Below are 25061 nucleotides of genomic sequence, written 5' to 3' on the forward strand. Positions count from 1 at the left end.
AATTTCTTATTGTCTGGTCCCAGCCGCCTCTGCTGAAGACTCTATCTTGTACTTGTCTGTCAGGTTGTAGAGGGTAGGGCGGGTAATGCCCAGCAATCGTGCCGCCTGAGCCATGTTAAAGTTGCTGGTTTGGAGGGCTTGCATGATTGCCTGGCGCTCAGCACTTTCACGGACCTGACGGAGGTTGAGTTGGGTGTCCAGTGTGCTGACATCGGATTGAAGCTCCAGATCCTCAGCAGTTACACGTTTACCATCCGCCATAATGGTGGCGCGCTTCACTTTGTTAATCATCTCACGAACATTGCCGGGCCATGGGTACCCTCCGATGGCACGCACAGCATCTTCGGAGAAGGCAAGGTTCGGACGGTCCATCTGTTTGCCGAGGGACTTCAGGAGGGACTTGGCAATGACGAGGGCATCCCCATCCCGCTCCCTCACCGCCGGAACATCCAGGGTGATTTCGCTGATTCGATAGTAAAGGTCTTCCCGGAAGTCCCCGCTGTCGATGAGTTGGCGGACCTCCCGGTGGGTGGCGCATACCACGCGCACATCGACGGGAATGGGTGTGACACTCCCGACTCGGTCGATCACTCGTTCCTGCAGGAAGCGCAGAAGCTTGGCTTGGAGTGCCATGGGCATGTCGCCAATTTCGTCGAGGAACAGAGTGCCCCCATTGGCGTTCTCAATCTTTCCTTTCTTGCTTTGTGTAGCACCGGTAAAGGCTCCTTTTTCGTAGCCGAAAAGCTCACTTTCAAGGAGGTTTTCAGGGATGGCGGCGCAGTTGATCGCAGCGAAAGGTTTGCCTGACCGGTGGCTCAGGTCGTGAAGGGCGCGTGCGAGCAATTCTTTCCCGGTTCCGGTTTCGCCGGTGATCAGCGTGGTCACGTCGGTAGGCGCGACCTTTTCGAGCGTCCGGCAGATGGACAGCATCTGAGGGCTTGCGGCCACGATGCCTTTAATTGACGTGCCATTCTGGGTCGTCTGGAGTTCCTGATTCTCCCGCTCCAGTTCCGCGAGTCTCAAGGCTCTGTTGACAACAAACGTCAAAATGTCCGCATCGAGGGGCTTCTGGTAAAAATCGCAAGCCCCCATGCCGATGGCCTTGACGGCATTCTCCTTGTCTTCTCGCCCGGTAACGACGATGACTTTGGTTTGAGGTGACAGGCGAAGAATATCTTCAAGCAGGGCGAAACCTTCCGTGGCGCCGCCTGGGTCAGGGGGGAGCCCCAGATCCAGTGTAACCACATCCGGCTCTAGGCGGCGAAGCGCCGCCAGTGCGGATTCCCGGGTATCGGCTACGGAGACTTCCAAGTCTTCACTGAAGCACCACCGCATTTGGCTTTGTAATCCCGGGTCATCCTCAACGATCAAAAGTCGCTTACTCACAACTGCCACAAGTCCTTTTTGTAGGGTGATGTCATATCACTACAGATTCTTAACTGAACCCCTGTCCATTGCAATCATCATCAGGGGGTTTTTTAAATTGCGCCAATCATTTGGCGTGCCTGGCAGGGGGTTCTGCGTCATATTTCCCGCGCGGAGTCGCGGTGTCCGCCATGGCAATGGGGAGGCGGACCGAAAAGCAGGAGCCAACGCCTGGTTCGCTGGTGACGTCGATATTTCCTCCAATTTTGCGAACGTATTCGCGGGCCTGATAGGCGCCGATTCCCATGCCTGTTAGGCCTTTGGTGCTTTCGAACGGTTTAAAAAGCTGAAACTTGATGAATTCTTCGGTCATTCCGGACCCTGTGTCCTGCACAAACAGGGCGGCCTGGCCCTCCGACGTTTTTAACGTCAGCGAGACCTCGCCCTCGGGCCGGGTTGCATCCTGGGCATTCTGGATCAGGTGGCCCAATACACTTCTGAGCTGCTCCTGGTCTGCGTCGACAAAGACCGGGGCTGGCGCTGGTTTGAACTGTGGGCTCGGCTGACCTTTTTGGTGCTGCTCGCAAAGCTGGGTCACGAGACAGTTGAGATCCACGCAGCCAGTTTCGTCGGAGTCATCAATGGGTTTTCGGATGTGGTCGACCAGTCGTGACATTTTGCCGACGGCATGCTCGGTCGTCAGGATCATGTCGTCGATAAAGGCTGGGTTCGATTTGTGGCGAGACGCATTGTTTACCAGTAGCGTAAGTTGGGCAATCAGCGTTTTCAGGTCGTGGACCATAAAGGCGGAAGCTTTGCTAACGGCTTCGAACTGCATGGCTCGAGACAGGCGGCTCTGGGCATCATCCTGGGCCAAAAGGTTGCAGGTCTGCCGCGCAACGACCTTGATCAGGTCGAAGTTTTCCCAGTTAAGTTCCACTTTTGCATAGGGCGTACCGATCAGGGTAAGGCCGTACAGGTCGTTGCCCAGGTACATGGGAATAACAAGCCAACCATCCCGGAATTTGGTGATTGCATCCGGGATTTCCAGAAGGTTGTAGCGAACAGGGTCCTGGCGATACTCCTCAAGATTGATGATCCACTCCCGCTCCTGAAGAAAACGAATGAGTTCGGATTGGCTGTCAATGGTGGTGTACTTGGGGGTGGCCATGTTGACGGCTGTCTGAAGCGCAAAGTTGCCGTCTTCATCTCGCAGCCAGAGGACGCCAGAGTTGCTTTCCACTAGCCCCCCCAGGATGCGGATAACTCGCTCAGGCAGCGGAGGGCTATCGCTCAGGTCAGCGAGCTGACGGGTCATCTTCAGCCATTCTTCGCGGTAATCGTATTTGTAGTCGAAAAAGTTCTGACTGATGAAAATCATCAGGCGTGCGCGGATTCGTTGGGATGTGGCCAGAAGAACAAAAAAGGCAATTGAGCCGGTAACGAACAGAACTTGCAGGGCGTTGCCCCAGTTGCCGCCCATAACTTTGACATAGTATCCGCCGATGGCCAGCAAGATGAGGTATAGGCCTGCAAAGGTGAGGGCGCCGACGTGGTAGACCGCCGTGCGGGACAGTTGAAACTCGATGGGCTGCTTTCGGGTATTGACGACATTAACGGCGAGCAGGGGGACAACCAGAGCGGAAACAAAGCCGCGGGCATCCCAGAACGAATCGGCGATCTGACCGAACAGCAGCGCGTCGGAGTACATGAAGAAATCAAAGGCCATCAGCGTGCTGATACTGATGCAAATGTACTTCAGGCTCGATCGTCCCATCGAGCCAAAGTTTCGCCAGATTTGTTCGACCAGGGATAGCCCCAGCAGTGTCAATGCGATCTGCCCGACCACTTTGGTTTTTCCGTCGACTATGGCTATGCCGAAGGCATACTCAAGAACGCCAAAGGTGATCAGCAAGATGACGAGAGTAATGGTTGCTGCGCTGAGGGCGTGGCGGACCTTGCCCATAAATTGGCCAGTACGGGAGGCGTCTCGTAACAGTGCCAATAGAACGGCAATCCAGCTGGCATCGCGAACCAGCTCCAGTAGATAGCGCAGGAAAAAGCCCGGTTCTGACCAGAGGGCCTGGGACACGAGTGAAAAGGACCAGACTGATGTCACCAAGGCGGCGAGAAGCATGGACCGATCCACGTCCCGTCGAAGGTATTTGCCCGCAATCAGAATTGCGAGCAAGAGATACGCCAGTGCCGCCAGTGAATGGCTGATCACCGTAAGGTTTGTCACCATACCGTACTACATCCTGTGACTTTCGCTCTACACGGGTCGTTTGTTTTCCCGGTAGTAGTGAAAAATTTCCTTTAGAGGCCGCTTTGGCTTGAAATTGAACTCGCGAGCAAAGGCTCGTCCGTCGATAACGACAGGGTACTTGAAGAAGTTCATCAAGTACGAGGGAAAGCTCTTTAATTTCAGGGTGCGCAATATACTCAACGTTAGAGCCGGTGGAATGGACGGAAGCGGAAAACGCTGGCAGCCACACAGCGTGAGCGCCCGCTGGAAGGCTACCCAGTCATCCGGTGCGACATTAAAGATGCCCCGGGTCTTTTTCTGGTAGGCCAGTACGATCGCGTCGGCCATGTCGTCAATGTGAATGAACTGCATCATTGGCGAGAACCCCATCAAAACCGGAGCCCGATCGCTGGAGAGCAGGTGGCTGATGGTATTCCGTACTCCTGGGCCCACAATATTGCAGGGCCGGAGAATGCTGATGTTCAACTCCGGGTAGCGCCAGAGATAGATGTTGGCCAGGTTCTCGAGCTCGACTGAGTCAACAAGATCCATGGTAAGGCCTGCGCTTTTGAGTGGGGCCGATTCATCGATCAGCGCAGGGTTGTAGGCCATGGCGCCGTATACGTGGTACGTAGAGAGCACAACCACGCGGGAGATGCCGTACTTGTGGCTCAGGTCGAGAAGCTTCTGGGTGCCAAGGACGTTAGCGTTGTACCGCCGCATGCGGGTCATCTGGCTGGATTGAATACGGCCAAGGTGGATGACACCGTCGAAATCGTATCGGCGGAACAGGTCTTCAAAGACGCGTTTATTGAAGTCAATACAGTAGCTGGGGATGTCGTCGCCCAGATAGACTTGTTCACGGAAGTCGACGGCAACCAGGTCGCAAGTATCCTGGAGTCGGTGAATCACCTGTTGTGCCAGGGCGCCTGCCGCGCCGGTGACCAGAATGTGGGGGCGTTTTTTGGGCGCTTGTTTCTTAGCCGTCATCAGAATAGCCTTTTCCGTTCACTCAACCCTTTGTCGATCAGTTCGCTGATCGCTGCTTTTACCTGCTCAACCCGAGACGTCACCTCTTCCTCCGGAATTTCGCCATCTTCGAACACCATGGGGTCGCCAAAATTCAGGATCACTTTCGCTGGGAGCACGGCGGGAAGGGCGATAGGGACGTAGGGTACGCCAAGCATTTTTGCCAGGGGTTTTACGTTGGCGATGGCTGGAATGGTTTCCTCGCAGCCGACCACGCCAACGGGGATGACGGTGGCGTTGTACTTCATGGCAAGGTGCATGAAGCCGTTGCCAAAGCGCTTGAGCTGATACCGGTCGCGGTAGAGCTTGCCTGACCCCCGCACACCTTCCGGGAAAACGATGACCGCCTCGTCATTGGCCAGCATTTTTGCACAGTTGATGGGGTCGCCAAGAACCGCGCCAAACTCGTTCAGCAGGTTGCCAAGGTACGGAACCGTTGGGAAAAACCGTTCGATCATTGCCCGGGGGATGCGTGGTTTGCTTTCTCTTGAGGCGAGGGCGTAACCGATTAGTACTCCGTCGAGCGGGAGCTGGCCGCTGTGGTTGGCGATGATCAGTACCGGACCCTTTTCCGGTACTTTATCGACACCGTAGGCTTCGACGCGGAAGTAACGTTCATAGAGCAGTCGGACCAGGGAAAAGCCTACTTTAACGGCCTCGTTGTTATAACCCCAGGGGTCATAACCAAGTGTACCGATGGGCTTGCGTATCTTGTTGATTTGTTCGTCCAGCGCGGGCGAAACCAGTGCGGATTTAATCCGTGAGGTGATGCTCATGAAGGGTCCTTGTGTTCTTCCAGCCTACTGATCATGACGCTGAGGGTGTGGCTTTGGCCGCTATTGAGCACGTAGATGTTATCGAAAGCATTGGCGGTTTCGACGCAGAGCATTGTTTGCCAGGCCGTGTCAGGAAAATCCGAAAGGTGTCGGGATTTTTCAGGGCCTGGATTCCAAACCACAGCAGAGCGGCTTCCACTACTGCACAGGCGGTAGGCCGTAGCCGGGGTGTTTAATCCGATATCGGCACCCCCGGTATCGTAGATGCGGTCTACTTCCCCATCAAAGCACAAGGCGGTGTCCTGACGCTTGCGGGACCATTCATCAAGGGTGTCGATATAGTTGCAGCGATCCAGTCCGGTAATCTGGGTTCGGGTGATATCTGGCGTGGGCAGGTAGGTGTGGAGCGCCTGGGAAAACGCGAGGGGCGTTCGGCCAAGGTTGGTGCTGGTCAGTGCCACCTGAAGCGCTGTGGCGGCAAAGCGAAACGTGATTAGCGCCGAAGCGCGCCCGCCCCAGAGCTCGGCAAAGTCCTGGCTGGCGTCCAGGGATAGCGATATTTCAACATCCTGCGCGCTTTCCCGGACATCTTCTAAGTTCCAGACAGCCGTTCTTGCGAAGCCGTGTGGGGTGTCGCTGAGTACGGTCTGGCGGACGGGGTCCGGATTCTTGCCCGGGACGCCAAACCATGGCCAGCAAACCGGAATGCCCCCGCGAATGGCACGGCCAGTCATGAAGCGGGCGGTGTCGCTCAACCAGAGCCAGTTGCCTGCGCCTGCTGGTGCAAAGTGGGAGAGGTGGGCGCCTTGTAAAAATAGCCGGGCGTAAAATTCTGGGTGCCGTACTTCTAAGGCCTCCAGTTGATCGACGGTGGTCCAACGCGTAAATGACCAGGAGCCTGGGGCTGTTTTCACTTCCTGCCTCGTTTTAAGAAAGCATATTGAATCATAAGCATAGTGAAGATTAATTGAATTTGATCGAATGCGCGATAGAGTCCGGTGCGCCGGGAGACAATAATTGACGGAATGTTGCAATGGGGATTGAAGCCGCTGGCTAGCCCTGTTAACATGCGCGCCGCATCTGAACGAGCTGGTTCAGATCGTTATGGTGGCTCCGCTGGTGCCTCCGCAACAATAAACCGTGAACCCGGTCAGGCCCGGAAGGGAGCAGCCGCAGCGGTGGACTTGTGTGCCGGAGTGTCGCTGGTGGAGTCACCCCCAGTTTTATCTCTCTTCCTTCCCCGTTTTCCCGAAATAATCAGGCAGTTGGACATCGCATACCTGGAACGATCAGCTTCTTCTCATCCCGGGTCCGTGCTATTGTTGATTCCGAAATACAGCCGCAGTTGATGGAATATGAGCTACCAGGTACTAGCCCGTAAATGGCGCCCTCAGACGTTTCAGGACATGGTCGGTCAGGAGCATGTGCTCCAGGCACTTGTGCATGCCCTCGAGAACCAGCGTTTGCACCATGCCTACCTGTTTACCGGTACCCGGGGCGTGGGCAAGACCACCATCGGCCGACTGCTGGCGCGGTGCCTCAACTGCGAAACCGGGGTAACACCAACCCCTTGTGGTGTTTGTGACAGTTGTCGTGAGATTCAGGAGGGGCGCTTTGTCGACCTGATTGAGATCGATGCCGCCTCCAGAACCGGCGTTGATGATATGCGGGAGCTGACCGATAACGTCCAGTATTCGCCGACCCGTGGGCGCTTTAAGGTGTACCTGATCGACGAGGTCCATATGCTGACCAATCAGTCGTTCAATGCCTTCCTTAAAACCCTGGAAGAACCCCCGGAGCACGTAAAGTTCCTGCTGGCGACCACCGACCCCCAAAAACTGCCGGTCACCATTCTTTCCCGCTGCCTTCAGTTCAACCTGAAGCGGATGACGCCTGAGCATGTTGCCGGGCATCTCAAGCATGTACTGACGGAAGAGGGTATTCCTTTCGATGAGCCGGCGTTGTGGCTGTTGGCCCGGGCCGCAGATGGCAGTATGCGTGACGCCTTGAGTCTGACCGATCAGGCCATTGCCTATGGCAACCAGAAGCTGGCGGCCAGCGATGTCAGCAGCATGCTGGGTACCATCGACCAGCGTGATATCGAAAAGTTGGTGGCGACGCTGGTTGCCGGGAACGGACCAGCGTTGTTGTCTGAAATTCAGCGGATCTCTGACTTCTCACCCGACTACGGGGTAATACTCGCCGACCTGTTGTCACTGTTCCACCGGGTAACCATGGAGCAGGTAATCCCCGGTAGTGTTGATAATTCCCTTGGAGATGCCGGGCAGGTGCAATCGCTTGCTCGCCAGCTCAGCGCTGAAGATGCCCAGCTGTTCTATCAGTCGGCGTTGATGGGCAGGAAAGATCTGGCGATCACCCCGGATGCAAAAATGGGGTTTGAGATGACCCTGCTACGAATGCTGGCATTCCGGCCTGGTGCTGAGCGCCGCGAGCCTTCGGCGGTGCAGTCCGGCAGGCCGCTTGCTTCAGAGCCAAGTGAGGAACCGGGGCCGGTTGAAAGTGCCGGTGCTCATCCGGAGCCAGCAGCAGAAGCTGCTGAGGCATTGCCAATGCAGCCTGTCGCCGATGAGTTGAGCCATCAGACGCCGTCATTGGACAGCGCTGCAGCTGCCGAGGCTATCCCACCGGTTGAGGACTACCCTGGCGTGACTGAACCAGCGCCGGTAGAAGCTCCCGCAGAAACGCTGGTCGATCACTCTTCCGCCATGGCGATGGAGCCGAATGATCCGCCGCCCTGGGATCCAGATCCGGTTACTGAACACCTGGAGACGGTTCCAGCGGAGCCACAGTTTAGCCCGGAGCTGGGCACCACCGTTGCAGCCGAACCGCTGAACGCCAGCAAAGCGGACGCGGACGTTGAGGGTGCAAGTGCGCCAGAAGGCGAGCCAACAACTGAGATAGTAGCTGCCGAGACGGGATCCGATGGCGAGTTCCTGTGGGCGAGGGATTTTCGCAGCCTCGGTATCGCCGGTATGCCCGGTAATCTCGCCAGCCACGCGGCGATGGCGTGGCAAGGGGATGCTGTTGTACTCACCCTGGATCAAGGGCATCAGCGTCTGCTGACCGAGCGACATCGAGTTCGTATCCTGGAGGCCTTGCAACAACGCTTCGGTGACCATATTTCCCTAACGGTGCATGAAGGTGCTCCCGGCAGCGATACGCCTGCAGCTTGGGAGGAGCGTGCCCGCATTGCCCGGCAAAGGGCGGCTGAAAACGCGATACGAAACGACCCGCTGGTCAATTCGATCGTTGAACGATTTGAAGGGCGTGTGGTCGAAGACTCGATCAAGCCACTGTCTTAGGCGCTAGTCGCCGGGCAGGGACCGTATTTTAAGAGGTAAGCGATATGATGAATGGTATGGGCGACCTGATGAAGAAGGCCCAGAAGATGCAGGAAGACATGCAAAAGGCCCAGGAAGAAATTGCCAAGGCCGAGGTAACCGGCGAGTCAGGTGCTGGAATGGTTAAGGTTGTGATGAACGGCCGGCATGACGTTCGGCAGGTTGAGATTGATCCCTCCTTGATGGCAGAAGAAAAGGACGTCCTTGAGGACTTGCTGGCCGCGGCGGTGAATGATGCCGTGCGCCGGGTTGAGGCAAACCAGAAAGAAAAGATGTCTGGCATGATGTCCGGGCTTGGCATGCCTCCCGGCTTTAAGATGCCGTTTTAACATCTTGTAAAATAAATAGATTACGAGGTCCTTCATGGCATTCAGTCCACTGGTCGACGAGTTGGTGGAGTCGTTGCGCTGCTTGCCCGGTGTGGGCCAGAAAACCGCCCAGCGAATGGCGTTTCATTTGCTTGAAAAGGGGCGGGGAGGTGGCGAGCGCCTGGCATCAGCGCTGTCCGGCGCCATGACGGGTGTGCGCAGGTGTGAGCGTTGCCAGAATTTCTCTGATACGCCGGTATGTGGCGTCTGTGAGAATCCCAAGCGTAATAACGGCACGGTCTGTGTCGTTGAGAGTCCATCGGATCTGCTCGCGATTGAGCAGGCTGGGGGGTACGAGGGGAGCTATTTTGTGCTCATGGGGCATCTCTCACCCATCGATGGTATTGGCCCAGCTGATATTGGCATTGATCGACTGGTTGCGCGGGTTGGCAGTGAGAGCATCAGTGAGCTGATTCTGGCGACCAACCCGACCATAGAAGGTGAAGCTACGGCCCATTACATCGCGGACCGGCTGGATGGCGTAGACGTTTTGATTACCCGTCTTGCCCATGGCATACCGGTGGGTGGCGAGCTTGGCTATGTCGATGGATTTACCCTTACCCATGCTTTTCGCGGGCGCAAACCGCTCGTTGAATAAGTCTCCTTAACGTTTTGATAGCAAGTTTGTATGACTAACGACCACGCCGAATACGTCGAGGCAGCCCGATGGCTCAACTCACCGGAAGAGCTCAACCAATGGCTCTCCTCAACGCCGTCTGAGCCGCTGGCGGTTGATACCGAGTTCGAGCGCGTTACTACGTTTTTTCCTATCCCCGGCTTGGTCCAGCTCGGGATTGGGGAGTGCTATTACCTGGTCGATCCTGAAGTTGCCGAAGCCTCGGACGGCTTTCGGGAAGCCCTGGCGGATGGGTCGAGAATAAAGCTGTTTTATGCCATGAGCGAAGACCTGGAGCTGTTCCGGCAGTGGCTGAATGTCAAACCAGCGGGGGTTATTGACCTGCAAATTGGCGCAGGGCTTGCCGGAGCCGGTTTCTCGGTCGGGTACGCCAAGTTGGTTGAAACGCTTTTTGGCGTCCAGCTTGATAAATCTGCGACGCGCTCTGACTGGATCAGTCGCCCTCTGTCAGCTGCGCAGGAACAGTACGCGCTTGATGACGTTCGTTTTCTGCTCCCGCTTTATAATTGGGTCAGGGCAGGGCTTGAGCAAAAGGATTTGTGGGAAGCGTTGGAGCAGGAGTCTGCCCGATTTGCCAGTGACCTGTACGATCAAGATGACCCCGGCAGCCATTACCTGAAGCTTCGCGGTGGCTGGGCTCTGAATGGTCAGCAGCAGCAAGTGCTGCAACGATTGACCGAGTGGCGGGAGTTGGAAAGCCGGGATCGCAACCGGCCCCGTAATCGGATTTTGCCCGACCCGGTCCTGATCGCTCTGGCGGAAGCCATGCCCGATAGCAAGAGTGGCTTGAACGCGATCAAAGATTTACCCCCGGTCGTCGTGCGTCGATACGGTGACCGGTTGTTGGAGCTGATCAACCCCGGTGTGGATGACGACGCAGCTGAGCATGAGTTTCAGTGCATCCGGCCGCCGTTGACCAAAAGTCAGCAACAGCTCTACAAGAAGGTTAAGCAGGTTTTCGTCAGGGTAGCGGAGAGCCAGGACATCCCCATTGAAATTCTGGCACCCAGAAAACGCCTGGAAGTACTGGTGCAGAACGGCTTCTCCACTGAGGACGCGCTTATGCAAGGGTGGCGAGGCGCGTTGTTGAGCGATGTATCAAATGAAATCAAGGCAGCATTGAGTATATGACCGACAAGCAGTTTGTCTCCGTTTTCCGTAGCGGAAAGAAAGACGACACTTACCTTTTTGTTCGTCGTGGACAGGAGTGGGATGCGCTTCCCGAACCCCTACGGGAAGTGTTTGGAGCCCCTCTTCATGCGATGGATCTCATCCTGACACCTGACCGAAAGCTTGCCAGGACAACCGGCAAGGTAGTGCTTGAGGCGTTGGAGAAACAGGACTTTTATCTCCAGCTGCCGGAAGAGCATGAGGCCTATGTGGTGGAGTTCAAGGAAAAGCTAAGGAAGAACCGTGAATGATTGCGGCGATTCCGTTCTGGCAGCGTAAACGTCTGGATGAGATGACTCCTGCTGAGTGGGAGTCACTTTGTGATGGCTGTGGAAAGTGTTGCCTGGCAAAGCTTGAAGATGAAGACACGGACGAAGTCTATTACACAGACCTGGTTTGCCGGTATATGGATAGCGAAAGCTGTCGTTGCACCGTATACGATACCCGGCTTGCCAAGGTTCCTGAGTGTGTCGACCTGACGCCGCAGACGGTGGGCGATTATCATTGGTTGCCCTACACCTGTGCCTACCGAACGATCGCAGAAGGGCGTCCACTTGCCGATTGGCACCCGCTCAGATCTGGAGATCCTGAAAGCGTGCATGAGGCAGGCGTATCCGTCCGCAATCGCGTTATCTCCGAAGATAAGGTCCCAGAGGAAGACTGGGAAGAACATATTATTCACTGGATTTTGTGACCATGACTGCAGATGCACAAACCGCCTACGGGATCTTCTGGGCAATTTATGCGGTAGGATTTCTTATATTTTTCATCATGATGAGCCGGCTTTTTAAAGTCATACCTCTTTATGGCCTGCGGACGCTTTTGCTGGCAGTGCTGATTGTCCTGATATTGCCACCGGTTGAGTCCAGTGAAGTGGCTGGCTGGTGGGTACCCGCCTGGCTCCACGCCGGGTATGAAACGATTCTGGGCAACACCGAAGAAGCGGCCAGGGCGATGGTGAACATGGGCATTGCCGGTATTGTGATGGCTTTGGTCTGGATACTGGACCTGGTTCGTTATCGGCTGGTGAAGCGATAAGCTGAAAAGGGCGCTGAGGGCGTGGTGAATCGAGCTCTGCTCTGTCTGTGTCTACTTTGGGTGTTGGTGCTGCCCGGGCAGGTAAGCGCCGGACAGCCCATGCCACAAATCCCGGAGGGGCGGGATGTTCGCATCATCGTGGACATCTCCGGGTCGATGAAGCAGACCGACCCCCTCAATCTGCGTCAGCCTGCTGTACGTCTGTTAGCGCGAATACTCCCTGGCGATTCCACGGCAGGCATCTGGACGTTTGGGCAATACGTCAACATGCTGGTTCCCCACGGTGCCGTTAATGACGCGTGGCGGGAGCGGGCTATTGAGCGTTCGCGCCAAATCAACTCCGTCGCGCTTCGTACCAACCTGGGTAAAGCCCTTGAGGTAGCCAGTGATAGCTATTTCACCCAAGGTGACCTGAGCAATACCCACTTTATTCTGCTCACCGATGGCAAAATTGATGTCTCCGATGATGGGGCCCTAAACGATCAGGAGCGGGCAAGGGTCCTCAGTGAGGTGTTGCGGGGGTTGTCCGAGGCGGGTGCCACCATCCATACCATCGGACTGTCCGAGGCCGCAGACATAAATTTGCTGCGGGCATTTTCCGATCAGACCGGGGGCAATTTCAGCCTTGCGGAGTCAGCCGAAGAGCTCAACCATGCCTTCCTTCGTTCACTGAATTCGGCAGTTCCCCAGGAGCAAATTCCGCTTGAGGGTAACAGCTTCCTGGTGGATGACGGTGTTGAGGAGTTCACTGCCCTGATTTTTGGTGGTGCGACGTCCAGGGGGGTGACCCTGGTCAGTCCCGGGGGAGAGGAGCAGAATTCAAGTCGTCACCAGGCGTCGACGCGCTGGTTTCGTGAGCCTGGCTACGAATTGATCACTGTTACCGATCCCGATGCTGGTGAGTGGTCGGTTCAGGGCGCTTTAGGGGATGGCAGCCAGGTAACCGTCGTCAGCAATCTGAAGATGGTGTTGTCGCCTCTGCCTACCCGCTTCACCGAACAACACCCCGTCGTTATTGAAGCCGTGTTCTATGACCAGGCTGATCCGATTACCGATCCGGAATTCCTTGGTGTTATTGACGTCACGGTCACACTGACGTCGGCGGACGGACGATCCGGGACTAAGACTCTATCGGCGGATCAACCGCCGCAGGACGGCGTCTATCGGGACGAGATTAGCCGCCTGCCGTTTGCCGGTGAATTCACCCTGGAAGTTGTGGGTAACGGAAAGACGTTTTCCCGGAAATACAGTCAGACTTTGACCTTTGATGTGGCCGAACCGGAACAGTCTGTTTTGGCATTGCCTGATGGCGATGATGTGACTGGTTCCGATTTGGCTAACTCTACTATGGATAGTGTAGAGCCTGACCTATCGCCAGTTACCCCAGCCATAGCACCGATTGATGTGGCTCAGGTCGAATTACCAAGCCCTATAGCTCCGGTAGAGGCAGACGCGCCCGCGAACCTGGAGTCTGACGGGGAGGGATTGAATGCCTGGTACCTCGTAGGTGGTAGTGTTGTTGGCCTGGTGGTTCTTGCCGCTGGCTTGTTGCTGGTATGGCGGCAGAAGGCCAATTCTTCTGGTGTTGATGCGGCTGAGCCTGAAGGTGGCGATGAGGTCCTCGATACCGATGAACCAGCCATCCCCGAGCTGGACGAGCAGGTCATTGACGAAGAAGAGTTTGGCCTGGTGGATTTCGACCTTTCCGAGGTTGAAGGTGGCGAAGATGAGGGCCAATCCCAGAGCCATGACCGAGACGGCGGCGGAAGGAATGGGGGGCAGTAATCCGGGCATTTGGCTTGGGGTACGGACGGGTTGGTCTTTGCTGGGATCGACAGCAGGCGTTTAGGAAGATAGCATCCTATCAAGAGAGCCTCTGAGCTGGATGTGCAGAGGCTAATAACTGACTCGCTGACATCGGGCGTTTGATTACGGCGCCCCAGCGGCGGATATCACGACACAGGACTTTGATAATGAAGTTTACCGGTACCGAAAACTACGTCGCCACCGGCGACCTGCAAATGGCGGTTAACGCGGCGATTGCACTGCAACGCCCGCTGCTCATCAAGGGTGAGCCGGGTACCGGTAAGACGTTATTGGCGGAAGAAATGGCGTCGGCATTGGGAATGAGGCTTATTCCCTGGCATATCAAATCGACCACCAAGGCCCAGCAGGGCTTGTATGAGTATGATGCGGTATCCCGTCTACGGGATTCCCAGCTGGGTGACGAAAAGGTCAAGGACATCCGTAATTACATCGTCAAGGGCAAACTCTGGGAAGCCTTTGAGGCAGACGAACAAGTGGTTCTGCTCATCGATGAGATTGACAAGGCAGATATCGAGTTCCCTAACGACCTGCTGCTGGAACTCGACCGGATGGAGTTCTTTGTCTACGAAACCCAGGAATTCGTTAAAGCCAGGAAGCGCCCCATTGTTGTCATCACCAGTAACAATGAGAAAGAACTGCCGGACGCCTTCCTGCGCCGTTGCTTCTTCCATTACATCAACTTCCCGGACCACGACACCATGCAAAGCATTGTTGAGGTCCACTTTCCGAACATTCAGCAGGAAATCGTTCGCGATGCCCTTGAACTGTTCTTCGATGTCAGGAAGGTTCCGGGCCTGAAAAAGAAGCCGTCCACCTCTGAACTGATTGATTGGCTTAAGCTGCTCATGGCAGATGACCTTTCTGCCAAGCTGCTCCAGGAAAAGGACGCCAGCTCCGCGTTGCCGCCGTTGTACGGAGCGCTGGTCAAGAACGAGCAGGACGTGCACCTGCTCCAGAAACTGGCCTTTATGGCCCGCCGACGTGGCTGAGGGTTTAAGGTGAGCGTTTGTTTGCCAAAATTCACCCTGTTTACTGGGGGCGGTCATGCTGATTGATTTCTTCATGGAAGTCAGGCGAGCCAAGGTACCGGTGAGCCTGAGGGAATTCCTTGATCTGCTGGAAGCGCTGAAAGCCAGGCTGGCGTTTGCAGATATGGAAGAGTTCTACTACCTGGCTCGACTCTGTCTGGTCAAGGACGAGCGCCACTTTGACAAGTTCGATCGGGCGTTCGATGCCTATTTCAAGGGCATTGAGAACCTGGATGCCTTGCTGGAAGCCCTGATTCCCGAGGACTGGCTTCGTGCCGAGTTTGAAAAGCAGCTTAGTGACGAAGAGAAGGCAAAGATCGAGTCACTTGGTGGCCTGGAAGAGTTGATTGAAGCCTTCAAACAGCGGATGGAAGAGCAGAAAGAGCGCCACCAGGGTGGGAACAAGTGGATCGGTACAGGCGGGACTTCACCGTTCGGGGCCAATGGCTATAATCCGGAAGGGTTCCGTATTGGCCAGAAGGATGGGCGACAGGGGCGTGCAGTCAAGGTTTGGGAGAAGCGGGAATATCGTGACCTGGATGACAGCATTACCCTGGGAATCCGCAACATCAAGGTTGCCCTTCGGCGGTTACGGAAATTTGCCCGCCAGGGGGCTGCTGATCAGCTTGACCTTGATGACACGATTTCATCGACAGCAAGGAACGCCGGTTTTCTCGATCTAAAAATGGTCCCGGAGCGACACAATGCGATCAAGGTGTTGATCTTCTTTGATGTCGGTGGATCCATGGACCCGCATGTACGGGTTTGCGAAGAGCTGTTTTCAGCCGCACGACTCGAGTTCAAACACATGGAGTACTTCTACTTCCATAACTTTGTCTACGAGAGTGTCTGGACCAACAATATTCGCCGTATGAATGAAACCACCGATACCTGGGAAATTCTCCGTAAGTATTCGCCGGACTACAAAGTGATTTTCGTCGGTGATGCCACCATGGCGCCTTATGAAATTACCCATCCAGGTGGCTCCATTGAGCATTGGAATGAGGAAGCTGGTGCGACCTGGTTTCAGCGGATAACGGATCATTTTCGCAAGGTGGTCTGGCTGAACCCGCTGCCTGAGAGTTATTGGGGCACGGGGGGCTCACTGGGCATTACCAAACAGCTCATTAGTGACCACATGTACCCCCTGACCATTGATGGCCTTGAATCAGCCATGAAACAGTTGAGCAAATAGGGCAAAAAAAAGCCGATGCGGTTGAGAGCATCGGCAAAGCTCGGCATATCAAGCGGTATTCACTCAATTGCTTTCCCGCCGGTGGTACTCTAAGCAATGTCAGGGCCACTACTTGTATCCTTCTGAATTTACGAAAAAAATCTCTGGTTTTCTGAATTTTCAAGTTGTAGGTCAACCTACTTCTAACGCTGTTTGTAAAGAATTCTGACGACCGCTGTACGACTCCACGCCTCCAACTTTTTCATTTGGTGATCTGATACCGTTCTTGCTGCATTGCCAGTGTTACCCTTTCTGTACTTTTGTTACGGAATATATCGGGGATGACGTTGGGAATGATCAGTAAGCGTCTTTCATCGTTTCGAGTTGCAGGTACTCTGGCTTTAACGCTTTTACTGGGGCTGGGTTGGCAGCAGGGGCTGGCGGATGAGGGGCTGGATGCCCGGATCGAACAGCTGAAGGGTGAGGTTGCGGTGCTTAGCCAGGAATTGCTGGAGCTTCAGGAAGCGACACTGTTTCCGGCAGATACCCGTGTCTTTCTTTTTCTGTCCCTCGTGAACAAAGATGCTCTTGTACCGGAAAGCATCGAAATAGCGATTGATGGTCGCCCAGTCGCCACTCACCTCTATAGCCCTCATGAAAAAGAAGCACTGCAGCAAGGCGGCCTGCAAAGGCTGTACGCAGGAAACCTGGCCGTTGGTGAGCATCGCCTCGAAATCAAACTGGCGGCACAGACCGGGAATGAGCGATACGTTCGACGGGAATCTGAACTGATGTTCCGTAAACGGGCCGGCGAAAGCAGCATCGAGGTTCAATTGGGCGCAACGGCACCAGATTTTGAACCCACCATGACACTGCAGGACTGGCAGTAAGGTTGGTCAGGCCGTGTTCCCTATGAAGTTACGAACCTCATCTTCTTGTCTCCATTCGGTCATTGTTGCAACAGCGATGGGTATTGGGCTGTATGCGGCTTTCTCCATGCCAGTACATGCCGCTGGGATGGACGACGATCAGATCCGAGTGCGCTTGGCACAGTTTAGTTCCGCAGGCAGCCGCTATCCGGAGACGTTGGCGTTCTTGGGGGAGGTTGAGTCTCCGACCGCTCAGCTCCTACGCGCCAAATCCATGATCGGTACCGGACGAACCGCCGAAGCGGTCCCGCTGCTGCAACAATTAACACGAGGCGACCGCCACCGCGGACAAGCCTGGTTGTTGTTAGCTCAAGCCGGAATGGTAGGGCGTGCGGACGTTGATATTGACGACGCACTTCGCAATGCCGAACGGCTTGGGCACGGCGAAACACGCGAACAAGCCCGATTCTACCTGGCCGAATCGTTACGAACCCATGCTCAGCCAGACCGGGCCGGGCAAGTGTTGGCGACCATGGAACCAGGGTACTGGGCTGCTATTGGTTACCAGAATATTGCGGCTGATTACGCGCAGCTTGACGGTTCTCCTTCGCGATCATTGGTTGCGCTCCGTGTGGCACTTGCCCTGCTTGCGGAGGACGATGATGCCGAGCGAGCACGCGCGTTGAAATCTGAGCTGTTTTTGCAGGCAGGATACTTGGCCTATCGTGCTGAAGACTTCGCTAAGGCCGAAAGCTTCCTTAGGGAAGTGTCACTCGACAGCTACAACACTCCCCAGGCGCTCTATTTCCATGGGCTTGCCTTGGCCGGCCGTCAAAACTTCCGGGAAGCCATGCAATCCTGGCATCGGGCGAAAAAATATTCCCTGGCGTTACCCGGTGTGGCGGATGCCTGGCTTGGAATGGGGCAGGGCTACGACGAGCTTGGTTATCTGGGTCAGGCCGGTGAAGCGTTTCTGGCGGCCAACGCGGCGTTTGAAAGTGAGCGGGTGACCTTGAAGTCACTGATTGAACAGGTACAGCAGCAGGGCGCCTGGTTAGCGATGGCACAGGCCGCCCGCGCCACCGACCTTGAGTGGTTTCTGGCCGACAGCCAATCGCTGGCCCAGCCAAGGCGTGCCTACCTGCTGAGGTTTGCCGAGACCGGGGGCGGCCAACAAGTGATTAACCGGGTTGCGACGTTGTTTAGCCTGTCGAATGAGCTCGACTCCCGATACGAGGACCTGCAAATTTTCAGGCAGGCTGTTCAGCAACGGCTGAATGACCTTCCGTCCGAATCCTACCTTGATGACCAGCGCGTTCAGGCGGATCCCAGGATCGCGGGGCTGGTTGACGCACTGAAAACCATTGGCCCCAGCGCCAGTGGTGATCAGCGGCGGCAGCTTGAAGGGTTGGCGCAAACCCTTGCCGATTTGCGCTTTGCCTACCAACACCTGCCGGAGCAACAGCCAATGGCTCGTCGGCGGCTGAGGGAGCTTGACGGTAAGTTGGCCAGCATGAGCGAGGCTATCGAAGCATTGAAACGGCAGGTTGCCGGGATTCAGCGGCAGGCGGAGCAGGCGCTGGATCAGCAAATGGTCGCCTTCCTTGAAAGCGAGGGCGAGCGAATCGAGTTCGCCCAGGACCGTGCAGAGCAACATCTTGCGTACCTATACGAACACCTGGCTCTTCGCAATCTCAATCAGGGTGACAGGGAATGACGATCGTTCGCCATATCCGTCGTGCGTTGGCTGCCGGTACCCTGATGGGCAGTGCAATCTGGGCTCCAGCAATATCCGCCCAAGAGTCATTCCAGGTTAATCTGAATCAGGATGGCGACACCATCGGCGATATGCGCCCGGTGTACCTGCAATACCGCGCACAGGCTTTACCAGCAATCTCCCCCAGGGAGGCCGCCAGGCGATACCAGCAATTATTTGAGCAATCCGATGAGCCGGAGGTTCGGATTGACGCGCTCAACCGGCTGTCTAATCTTCAGCAGCTGGCTGAGGAAGACCTGCGTTTCTCCCCGGAGAAAGAGATGGAGGTCTATCAGGATGCGCTCGGCAGCTATGACGAGATCCTCGGTCGGGGAGCTTTTCAGGGCCGCCTGGATGAATTGCTGTATCAAATGGCGAAGGCCCATGCCTATGTTGGGCAAAACCCGCAATCGATCGCCCGGTTGAAGCAAATGGTCGGGCTGTATCCGGATTCAAGTCTTGTTCCCGAAGCTCGCTTCCGTATTGCCGAAGCGGCATTTTCTGCCGGCCAGTATCGGGAGGCCGAACTCATGTACCGGCAAGTCCTGAATGACACGGCGGCTTCCGAACAGCGGTCATCCCAGAGCCTCAACGACAAAGCCCACTACATGCTGGGCTGGGCTCAATACAAGCAGGGGGCTTTTGGTAGGGCTTCGGCGAGTTTCCTGGAAGTGCTCGACAAGCAGAATGAACGCACCCAGGGGTTTGGCGCTATTCCGGCGGCGTCGCTGGATATGATTGATGACACGTTCCGAATTATCGCAATCATGGCGGCCAAACAAGGGGGAGAGGCCGCTCTGGGCGCTATGCTCGATGGCACCCCAGATCGTGGCTATGTGAGTTTACTTTATGACCGCTTGGTGGATTTCTATGTGGGCACGGGGGAATACCTTGATGCCGTCGAGGTGGCGAATGCTTTTATCGAACGCTACCCAGACAACCGAGGTGTGCCTGCGTTTCGTGTTCAGAACGTCGATGTGTTCATGGCGAGCGGGGATAGCGTTCGTGCTTGGCGGGCAAGGGAATCGTTTGTTGAAGCCTACCAGTCGTCGATGGCCTTCGAGTCCCTCGGGGATCCTGAACGCCAGCGCTGGTGGGAATACTGTCGTATGGTTGCGGATCACTACTACCGGCAGGCCAGTGAAGGCGGTGCCCCGGCAACTGTGAAGGCTGGCTTCTCCAAGGCCTCTGGCTATTACGCGGTATTGGCAGACCGGGTAGCAGATGCAGGAGAGATATTGCGGCTAGCGGGAGATTCGGCACTTCAAGCCGGGGATTACCCCGCGGCAAATCGCTACTACCGGCGCGCAGCGTATAGCGCCGGCTCTTACCCTGGAGCGGCGGATGCGGGCTGGGCGTCGTTAATTCTCGAGCGAGAAGGGCTAGCAGAAGGTAGCACTGGGCTTGTGGATCTTCCGGGCTATGCCGCCAGCGCGGACCGGTTTGCACTGGCGTTCCCCGATGATCACCGGTTGGGTGAGCTTCAGGCTGACGTCGCCGGTCGGTTGCTGGCCGCCAATGACTATGCTGGCGCTGATCGCTTTGCAGGGCTTGCTATTGGCAACGCCGGAGAAGATAGCGGCATTCAGTACAATGCTTGGTTGGTTGCGGCTGAGTCACTTGGTGCACTGGCTCGTCATTCTGACGCTGAACACGCCTGGAGGCAGGCGCTGGCCCTGACGGCAGTTGGTTCAGTGGTTGTCTCGGTGGAGGAAGCTCAGACATTGAACCGCCAACTGGCAACCAGTATCTATCGTCAGGGGGAGGTCGCTGACCGGTCAGGTGATCTTGATCGGGCAATTGCGCACTATCAGCGGATTGAAGCCGTTGCTCCGGGGTCTGAGGTTGCGGTCAAAGGGCGATTTGACGCAACCAACGCATTACTTCACGGCGAGCGCTGGCAAGCCGCCATTAACGAGCTCCAGCGGTTTCGGCAGGACTACCCGGCTGATCGCCTGACCCCACAAATATCGGAAAAGCTGGTCTACGCCTACCAGGCATCTGGACAGCCCGTGCGGGCGGCGGATGAGCTGGTACAGCACGGTTCGGGTGATTGGCAAACCCGGTTAAGGGCGGCTGAGCTTTATCACGCCGGGGCTGCCGAACCTTCACGTAATGCAATCTATCAAGCATTCCTGGCCCAGGGCATTGTGGCGGATAGCCCGGATGCACACATCCAGCATCAGCGTATCCGTCAGCGGCTCGTAGAAAGCGCCGGGGAGGCAGAGCGTGGGGATGGCCTTAGGCGCGATATCGTCGAAACGGAACAGGCAAGCCGCTGGCACAGTGAGGAAACCCTGGCCTGGGCAGCTCAGGCTGCGCTTGCTTTAGGAGTTGAAAGCGCCGAACAGTTTGAGGCCATCGCGCTTGTTTACCCGCTTTCCGAGTCCTTGGCTAAGAAACAACGGCTTATGGAAAGTGCCAAGGCGTATTTCAACCTGATTCAGCAGTTTTCCGATGGTCCCTTGTATTCCGAATCCCTCTACCGCCGTGCGGAGCTGTACCGTGCTATGGCCCGCGACTTGATGGCGTCCAGCCGCCCGCCTGAGCTGACCGAGCTCGAACTGATGCAGTACGAGATGCTCCTTGAGGAGCAGGCATTCCCGTTTGAGGAGCTGGCGATCGAAGTGCATGAAGAGAATCACCAGCAGCTGGCGCAAGGGCAGTTTGATGAATGGGTGCAACGGAGCCTGCAGGCGCTGGCAGAGCTCCACCCAGGACGCTACGCCCGAGAGATGCAATGGATGGGGTGGGACAACAAGAGTGTGACCCAGAGGGAAGACGATGCTTGACATCAGTTCATACCGATTGCGTCTACTGTTGCGAGCTGTGGCCATTGCCGCGATCGCCGTGGCGGCTCTCAACGGGTGCGCGAGCTCGGCAGTAAACCCAGGGGCGGCGTCCCAAGCCGCCATCCCAGCGGTGACTGAACAACGGACCTGGGTGCCAGAGCCGGTCGAACCCCTTGATGAAGCCCAGAGTCAGCTGCTCGATAGTGCAGAAGGAGCCTTGGCCAGTGAAAACTGGGTGATGGCTGCAGAGCGTTTGGAGGCGCTGGCCAATGCCCGGCCAGATTATGCGTTGGCCAAGGCGCGGCTGGCCTGGGTCAAAGAGCGTCAGGGCGACATCCCGGCGGCAAAGGCGTTGTATCGAGAGGCCCTGGAGCAGCGCCCTGATGATGTCGTGTCGGTAAACAACCTTGCGTTGTTAATGCAGCGGGAAGGTGGCTTTGGTGAAGCCCGGGGACTTCTTGAACAGGGGCTTAAGTACTCGCCTGAAGTTCCAGAGCTACATTTTAATTTGGCAGTGTTGTCAGAGCTTTACCTGCTTGACCTGGAAACGGCGCTGGCCCACTACCGGCGTTACCAGGAGTTGTCTGAGGACGAGAATGCCCGGGTTGCCGGCTGGATAGCGGACCTTGAACGGAGGGTTCAATAGATGACGGCAAAGCAGTTGGCACTGCTGGCGATGTTAGCGTTGGGGGCTGCCCTTGTATCCGCTGATCCCGTAGTCGATGAGGATGATGCTGGCGGCGGCGAAACGGTCTCTGCGCTCACCGTTGAGGGCATCTCTGCGCAGCCGGGCGATGATGATCCTCGGGTTCTGTATATCCTGCCATGGCAGGCCCCAACGATACCTCGTCGCCCCAGGTCGGAACTGAGCTCCGAGATGCCGGAACTGATGACGCCCATTGACCCGGTGGTGTTCGAGCGTCACCGCAACTTTCGCGAAACCCTGAATCCAGAGCTGGATTCAATTTACACACCGAACTAGAAGGCTGGAGTTAGATCATGTTGGAGACAGTAGTACGTTTTTTCCAGGAAGGTGGCCCGTTCATGTACCCGATCGCTCTGGTTCTCATGGTTGGGTTAGCGATAGCGATTGAGCGTTTCGTGTACCTGTCCTCGGTTCGCCGGCGTAATCGGGTCGCGTTTGAGAAGGGTATTCTTCCGTTGTTGCAGAAACGTGATTATCAGCGCGCCATGAAGGCCGCGAACAGCTCCGATAGCGCCATCGCTTCCATCATGGGCGCTGGCATCGGCCGCTTGCTGAACAACCGGCGCAGGGAAGATATTGAATACGCTATGGAAGAAGGGCTAATGGAAGTGTTGCCGCGCCTTGAGAATCGCACTCAATACCTTGCTACCCTGGCCAACGTCTCAACACTTCTTGGCTTGCTGGGTACGATTATCGGGCTGATTGCAGCCTTTACCGCCGTCGCCAGTGCGGATCCTTCCCAAAAGGCGACGTTGCTGTCTGAAAGCATCTCCGTTGCAATGAACACAACGGCGTTCGGTTTGATGGCAGCAATCCCACTACTGATGTTCCATGCCCTGCTGCAAACCCGAACCAACGACATCGTTGATAGCTTTGAAATGGCAGGGGTGAAGCTGCTCAACATCATTTCGGATCACAATCCGGAACAGGCCGCCTGACACGGAGGCTGATCCATGAGAAGGAGACATCGCAGACTGGTCTCTACACCCGACCTCGACATCACCGCATTCATGAATCTGATGATCGTGCTGGTACCGGTGTTGCTGTTAGGAATGGTGTTTAGCCAGATAAAGATGATTGAACTCAACTTCCCCGGCATGGCTTCTGGTGAGGCGCCTGCCGCCGACCAGTTCAGACTGTCTGTAGCTTTGATTTCGGATGGCCTGGAAGTCGCCGACAGCGATCGAGGACTCATCCAGGCATTGCCGATGAAGCAGGGGGGCTATGATTTTGAAGGGTTAAGGGAAGTGCTTGTCCGTATCAAGAGCGCAGTTCCGGAAAAGACAGATGTCATGCTCGAAGTCGCTCCTGGCATTGATTACCAAAGCCTCGTTACCACCATGGATACACTGCGATCATACGAAGCGGTTGTTGCGGCGACTGTGGTTGAGGCCGAGTTGTTTCCCGATGTTTCGCTCGCTGATGCGGCGGAAAATCGAACTCTGGCGGTTGCGGCCGTAGGAGGGGGGCAATGAAGCTGTCCCGCCGCGCCAAGCGCATGCAACGCCATTACAAGCGGATGCACCGGCCAGGTGGGCTGAACCTGGTGTCACTGATGGACATCTTTACGATACTGGTGTTCTTCCTGATGGTGAATTCCTCGGACGTGAAGGTGCTTCAGAATACAGCTGATGTGCCATTGCCGAGCTCGAATGCTGAACACCAGGCCCGAGACACGTTGACCGTGTTGGTGACCGATGAGGCGATACTGGTCGACGGCCGGGAGGTCGCGAAGCTGTCATCTACTGATCCGGACGCCGCCACAGTGCCGGGATTGGCAGAAGAGTTGAGTTATCGCCGTGACCGTCACGCTGCGATCCCTGAGGCGGGACTGGAAGTCACCATTCTGGCCGGGAGGGACACCGAATATCGACTTCTTCGCAGGGTGATGCAGACCTGTGTCGATCACGATTTCCGGCAGGTACGGCTAGCGGTCGAGTCACAGAACGAGGGCGGTGACCATGGGTGATCGCTATGGCTCCAGTCTTCCATGGGCAGCAGAAAAGGGAGACCGTGCTCGCTTCGGTAGCATTGTCGTCATCCTCTCTGTGTTGTTTGTGGGACCGGCGTTGTGGATTCCGTTCGTCGAGCTCCCTGAGCCGGACCGGAGTGAGGCAGAAGCATTGCCGCCTCAACTGGCGAGGCTGATGGAGCGGAAGCCGTTGCCCGAACCTGAACAGGAGCCAATGGTAGCGGACCCGGAGCCCGAGGAAACGGTGGCGGAGCCGGAGCCGCCCGCGCCTGTGGAGCCTGAGGTGCGTCCAGCGCCAGCGGTTGCTGACAGGCCCAACGTCGAGCCGCCCCAACAGACGGTTCAGCAGGCCAGGGAGGTCGCTGCGCGATCCGGACTACTTGCGCTTCAATCACAGCTGGCACAAATGCGTGAGCCGAAAGTAAATGCCCCACAAACCATGACGGCCAATGTGGTCGATGCTTCAAGTGTTCACGCTGATGGGTTGGCGGAGCCGGGTCCTGAGGTTCTGAGCGGCAGTGGTGGGGTGCGCTCCGAGTCGGTGACGCATAGGGACGTCGAGTTGGCCGGCCACCAGGTGCGTCAGGTCGAAGATGCGTCGCCTGTCGAGGCTGAGGTCGCACGAGTACCGCCACCAGCCGGGCCGGCACAGCGTGGAATGAACAATATCCGCCAGGTGTTCGATGCTCAGAAAACGGCGTTGTATGCCCTCTATCGGAGGGAGCTGCGTCAGGATCCCACGCTAGAGGGCAAGGTGCTGCTTGAGTTGGTGATTGAGCCGGACGGTCGGGTTTCGCGTTGCGAAGTTATCAGCTCTGAGCTGGGCAACCCGACGTTGGAGTCGCGGCTGGCCAGCAGGGTGTTACTGTTCAACTTCGGGACGGAAAATGTGGAGCGCAGGACAGTACGGTTCCCAATCGATTTCCTCCCGTCGTAAAACGTACAAG

24 protein-coding genes and 1 other RNA gene are annotated in these 25061 nt (G+C 56.3%); 20 read left to right on the forward strand and 5 right to left on the reverse strand.

Annotated features, from left to right (window positions below; translation table 11 throughout):
- Positions 1-6 precede the first annotated feature (6 nt).
- From prsR to BMZ67_RS14145, 5 genes are all read right to left on the reverse strand, one after another.
- Positions 7-1386 carry a PEP-CTERM-box response regulator transcription factor gene (prsR, locus tag BMZ67_RS14125; RefSeq protein WP_092023778.1) on the reverse strand — a complete coding sequence of 460 codons (1380 nt, stop codon included), beginning with the start codon at positions 1384-1386 and terminating at the stop codon, positions 7-9.
- A gap of 106 nt (positions 1387-1492) precedes the next feature.
- Positions 1493-3610 (reverse strand): XrtA/PEP-CTERM system histidine kinase PrsK, encoded by a 2118-nt coding sequence (prsK, locus tag BMZ67_RS14130; RefSeq protein WP_092023780.1) that lies wholly within the window; start codon positions 3608-3610, stop codon positions 1493-1495.
- Positions 3611-3637: 27 nt separating this feature from the next.
- Complete coding sequence (locus BMZ67_RS14135) at positions 3638-4600, reverse strand: SDR family oxidoreductase (protein WP_092023782.1); 963 nt, start codon at positions 4598-4600, stop codon at positions 3638-3640.
- Positions 4600-5415 carry a lysophospholipid acyltransferase family protein gene (locus tag BMZ67_RS14140; protein ID WP_092023784.1) on the reverse strand — a complete coding sequence of 272 codons (816 nt, stop codon included), beginning with the start codon at positions 5413-5415 and terminating at the stop codon, positions 4600-4602. Before BMZ67_RS14140 ends, BMZ67_RS14135 begins: the two co-directional genes overlap by 1 nt.
- Positions 5412-6329: a D-hexose-6-phosphate mutarotase gene (locus tag BMZ67_RS14145; protein ID WP_342713588.1), complete on the reverse strand. Its 918-nt coding sequence runs from the start codon at positions 6327-6329 to the stop codon at positions 5412-5414. Before BMZ67_RS14145 ends, BMZ67_RS14140 begins: the two co-directional genes overlap by 4 nt.
- A 200-nt stretch (positions 6330-6529) precedes the next feature.
- Here BMZ67_RS14145 and ffs point away from each other — a divergent pair.
- The 20 genes from ffs to BMZ67_RS14245 all read left to right on the forward strand — a co-directional run bounded on the left by ffs (position 6530) and on the right by BMZ67_RS14245 (position 25051).
- An RNA gene (gene ffs / locus BMZ67_RS14150) (signal recognition particle sRNA small type) lies at positions 6530-6626 on the forward strand.
- Between the two features lie 144 nt (positions 6627-6770).
- Positions 6771-8738: a DNA polymerase III subunit gamma/tau gene (dnaX, locus tag BMZ67_RS14155; protein WP_092023786.1), complete on the forward strand. Its 1968-nt coding sequence runs from the start codon at positions 6771-6773 to the stop codon at positions 8736-8738.
- A gap of 44 nt (positions 8739-8782) precedes the next feature.
- Complete coding sequence (locus BMZ67_RS14160; protein WP_092023788.1) at positions 8783-9106, forward strand: YbaB/EbfC family nucleoid-associated protein; 324 nt, start codon at positions 8783-8785, stop codon at positions 9104-9106.
- A gap of 34 nt (positions 9107-9140) precedes the next feature.
- Complete coding sequence (gene recR, locus BMZ67_RS14165; protein ID WP_092023790.1) at positions 9141-9743, forward strand: recombination mediator RecR; 603 nt, start codon at positions 9141-9143, stop codon at positions 9741-9743.
- A gap of 30 nt (positions 9744-9773) precedes the next feature.
- Entirely contained in the window at positions 9774-10913 is a 1140-nt protein-coding gene (locus tag BMZ67_RS14170; protein WP_092023792.1) for a ribonuclease D, read from the forward strand.
- Positions 10910-11203: a YcgL domain-containing protein gene (locus BMZ67_RS14175; protein WP_092023794.1), complete on the forward strand. Its 294-nt coding sequence runs from the start codon at positions 10910-10912 to the stop codon at positions 11201-11203. The genes BMZ67_RS14170 and BMZ67_RS14175 overlap by 4 nt, the downstream gene beginning before the upstream one ends.
- Entirely contained in the window at positions 11200-11646 is a 447-nt protein-coding gene (locus tag BMZ67_RS14180; RefSeq protein WP_092023796.1) for a YcgN family cysteine cluster protein, read from the forward strand. Before BMZ67_RS14175 ends, BMZ67_RS14180 begins: the two co-directional genes overlap by 4 nt.
- A gap of 2 nt (positions 11647-11648) precedes the next feature.
- The gene (locus BMZ67_RS14185) at positions 11649-11990 is read left to right on the forward strand and encodes a hypothetical protein (RefSeq protein ID WP_092023798.1); all 342 of its coding nucleotides are present in this window, start codon (positions 11649-11651) and stop codon (positions 11988-11990) included.
- 99 nt (positions 11991-12089) lie between these two features.
- Positions 12090-13775 carry a VWA domain-containing protein gene (locus tag BMZ67_RS14190; protein WP_092023800.1) on the forward strand — a complete coding sequence of 562 codons (1686 nt, stop codon included), beginning with the start codon at positions 12090-12092 and terminating at the stop codon, positions 13773-13775.
- A 188-nt stretch (positions 13776-13963) separates the two neighbouring features.
- Entirely contained in the window at positions 13964-14806 is an 843-nt protein-coding gene (locus tag BMZ67_RS14195) for an AAA family ATPase (protein ID WP_092023802.1), read from the forward strand.
- A gap of 55 nt (positions 14807-14861) precedes the next feature.
- Positions 14862-16040 (forward strand): vWA domain-containing protein, encoded by a 1179-nt coding sequence (locus BMZ67_RS14200; protein WP_092023804.1) that lies wholly within the window; start codon positions 14862-14864, stop codon positions 16038-16040.
- A gap of 332 nt (positions 16041-16372) precedes the next feature.
- Complete coding sequence (locus tag BMZ67_RS14205) at positions 16373-16909, forward strand: AraC family transcriptional regulator (RefSeq protein ID WP_139214387.1); 537 nt, start codon at positions 16373-16375, stop codon at positions 16907-16909.
- A 22-nt stretch (positions 16910-16931) separates the two neighbouring features.
- Positions 16932-18605, forward strand: a complete 1674-nt coding sequence (locus BMZ67_RS14210; RefSeq protein WP_139214388.1) for an ATP-binding protein — start codon at positions 16932-16934, stop codon at positions 18603-18605.
- Positions 18602-21436, forward strand: coding sequence for a tetratricopeptide repeat protein (locus BMZ67_RS14215; protein WP_092023810.1), 2835 nt, complete (start codon positions 18602-18604; stop codon positions 21434-21436). The genes BMZ67_RS14210 and BMZ67_RS14215 overlap by 4 nt, the downstream gene beginning before the upstream one ends.
- A complete protein-coding gene (locus BMZ67_RS14220; protein ID WP_092023812.1) occupies positions 21429-22082 on the forward strand; it encodes a tetratricopeptide repeat protein in 654 nt (217 codons plus the stop codon). The genes BMZ67_RS14215 and BMZ67_RS14220 overlap by 8 nt, the downstream gene beginning before the upstream one ends.
- Positions 22083-22418 carry a hypothetical protein gene (locus tag BMZ67_RS14225; protein ID WP_092023814.1) on the forward strand — a complete coding sequence of 112 codons (336 nt, stop codon included), beginning with the start codon at positions 22083-22085 and terminating at the stop codon, positions 22416-22418.
- Between the two features lie 17 nt (positions 22419-22435).
- Positions 22436-23080, forward strand: coding sequence for a MotA/TolQ/ExbB proton channel family protein (locus BMZ67_RS14230; RefSeq protein WP_092023840.1), 645 nt, complete (start codon positions 22436-22438; stop codon positions 23078-23080).
- A 15-nt stretch (positions 23081-23095) separates the two neighbouring features.
- A complete protein-coding gene (locus tag BMZ67_RS14235; protein ID WP_092023850.1) occupies positions 23096-23617 on the forward strand; it encodes a biopolymer transporter ExbD in 522 nt (173 codons plus the stop codon).
- Entirely contained in the window at positions 23614-24111 is a 498-nt protein-coding gene (locus BMZ67_RS14240; protein ID WP_092023861.1) for an ExbD/TolR family protein, read from the forward strand. Before BMZ67_RS14235 ends, BMZ67_RS14240 begins: the two co-directional genes overlap by 4 nt.
- Positions 24104-25051: an AgmX/PglI C-terminal domain-containing protein gene (locus BMZ67_RS14245; RefSeq protein WP_092023863.1), complete on the forward strand. Its 948-nt coding sequence runs from the start codon at positions 24104-24106 to the stop codon at positions 25049-25051. The genes BMZ67_RS14240 and BMZ67_RS14245 overlap by 8 nt, the downstream gene beginning before the upstream one ends.
- The last annotated feature ends 10 nt before the right edge of the window (positions 25052-25061 follow it).

The sequence above is a fragment of the Marinobacter zhejiangensis genome, from assembly GCF_900114775.1.
Lineage (GTDB): Bacteria > Pseudomonadota > Gammaproteobacteria > Pseudomonadales > Oleiphilaceae > Marinobacter > Marinobacter zhejiangensis.

What these genes read in the sequence shown, in the direction of transcription:
- prsK (WP_092023780.1), bottom strand. Translation starts at nt 3,610, where the DNA reads ATGGTGACAAACCTTACGGTGATCAGCCATTCACTGGCGGCACTGGCG.
- BMZ67_RS14135 (WP_092023782.1), bottom strand. Translation starts at nt 4,600, where the DNA reads ATGACGGCTAAGAAACAAGCGCCCAAAAAACGCCCCCACATTCTGGTC.
- BMZ67_RS14140 (WP_092023784.1), bottom strand. Translation starts at nt 5,415, where the DNA reads ATGAGCATCACCTCACGGATTAAATCCGCACTGGTTTCGCCCGCGCTG.
- dnaX (WP_092023786.1), top strand. Translation starts at nt 6,771, where the DNA reads ATGAGCTACCAGGTACTAGCCCGTAAATGGCGCCCTCAGACGTTTCAG.
- BMZ67_RS14160 (WP_092023788.1), top strand. Translation starts at nt 8,783, where the DNA reads ATGATGAATGGTATGGGCGACCTGATGAAGAAGGCCCAGAAGATGCAG.
- recR (WP_092023790.1), top strand. Translation starts at nt 9,141, where the DNA reads ATGGCATTCAGTCCACTGGTCGACGAGTTGGTGGAGTCGTTGCGCTGC.
- BMZ67_RS14170 (WP_092023792.1), top strand. Translation starts at nt 9,774, where the DNA reads ATGACTAACGACCACGCCGAATACGTCGAGGCAGCCCGATGGCTCAAC.
- BMZ67_RS14175 (WP_092023794.1), top strand. Translation starts at nt 10,910, where the DNA reads ATGACCGACAAGCAGTTTGTCTCCGTTTTCCGTAGCGGAAAGAAAGAC.
- BMZ67_RS14180 (WP_092023796.1), top strand. Translation starts at nt 11,200, where the DNA reads ATGATTGCGGCGATTCCGTTCTGGCAGCGTAAACGTCTGGATGAGATG.
- BMZ67_RS14185 (WP_092023798.1), top strand. Translation starts at nt 11,649, where the DNA reads ATGACTGCAGATGCACAAACCGCCTACGGGATCTTCTGGGCAATTTAT.
- BMZ67_RS14190 (WP_092023800.1), top strand. Translation starts at nt 12,090, where the DNA reads ATGCCACAAATCCCGGAGGGGCGGGATGTTCGCATCATCGTGGACATC.
- BMZ67_RS14195 (WP_092023802.1), top strand. Translation starts at nt 13,964, where the DNA reads ATGAAGTTTACCGGTACCGAAAACTACGTCGCCACCGGCGACCTGCAA.
- BMZ67_RS14200 (WP_092023804.1), top strand. Translation starts at nt 14,862, where the DNA reads ATGCTGATTGATTTCTTCATGGAAGTCAGGCGAGCCAAGGTACCGGTG.
- BMZ67_RS14205 (WP_139214387.1), top strand. Translation starts at nt 16,373, where the DNA reads ATGATCAGTAAGCGTCTTTCATCGTTTCGAGTTGCAGGTACTCTGGCT.
- BMZ67_RS14210 (WP_139214388.1), top strand. Translation starts at nt 16,932, where the DNA reads ATGAAGTTACGAACCTCATCTTCTTGTCTCCATTCGGTCATTGTTGCA.
- BMZ67_RS14215 (WP_092023810.1), top strand. Translation starts at nt 18,602, where the DNA reads ATGACGATCGTTCGCCATATCCGTCGTGCGTTGGCTGCCGGTACCCTG.
- BMZ67_RS14220 (WP_092023812.1), top strand. Translation starts at nt 21,429, where the DNA reads ATGCTTGACATCAGTTCATACCGATTGCGTCTACTGTTGCGAGCTGTG.
- BMZ67_RS14225 (WP_092023814.1), top strand. Translation starts at nt 22,083, where the DNA reads ATGACGGCAAAGCAGTTGGCACTGCTGGCGATGTTAGCGTTGGGGGCT.
- BMZ67_RS14230 (WP_092023840.1), top strand. Translation starts at nt 22,436, where the DNA reads ATGTTGGAGACAGTAGTACGTTTTTTCCAGGAAGGTGGCCCGTTCATG.
- BMZ67_RS14235 (WP_092023850.1), top strand. Translation starts at nt 23,096, where the DNA reads ATGAGAAGGAGACATCGCAGACTGGTCTCTACACCCGACCTCGACATC.
- BMZ67_RS14240 (WP_092023861.1), top strand. Translation starts at nt 23,614, where the DNA reads ATGAAGCTGTCCCGCCGCGCCAAGCGCATGCAACGCCATTACAAGCGG.
- BMZ67_RS14245 (WP_092023863.1), top strand. Translation starts at nt 24,104, where the DNA reads ATGGGTGATCGCTATGGCTCCAGTCTTCCATGGGCAGCAGAAAAGGGA.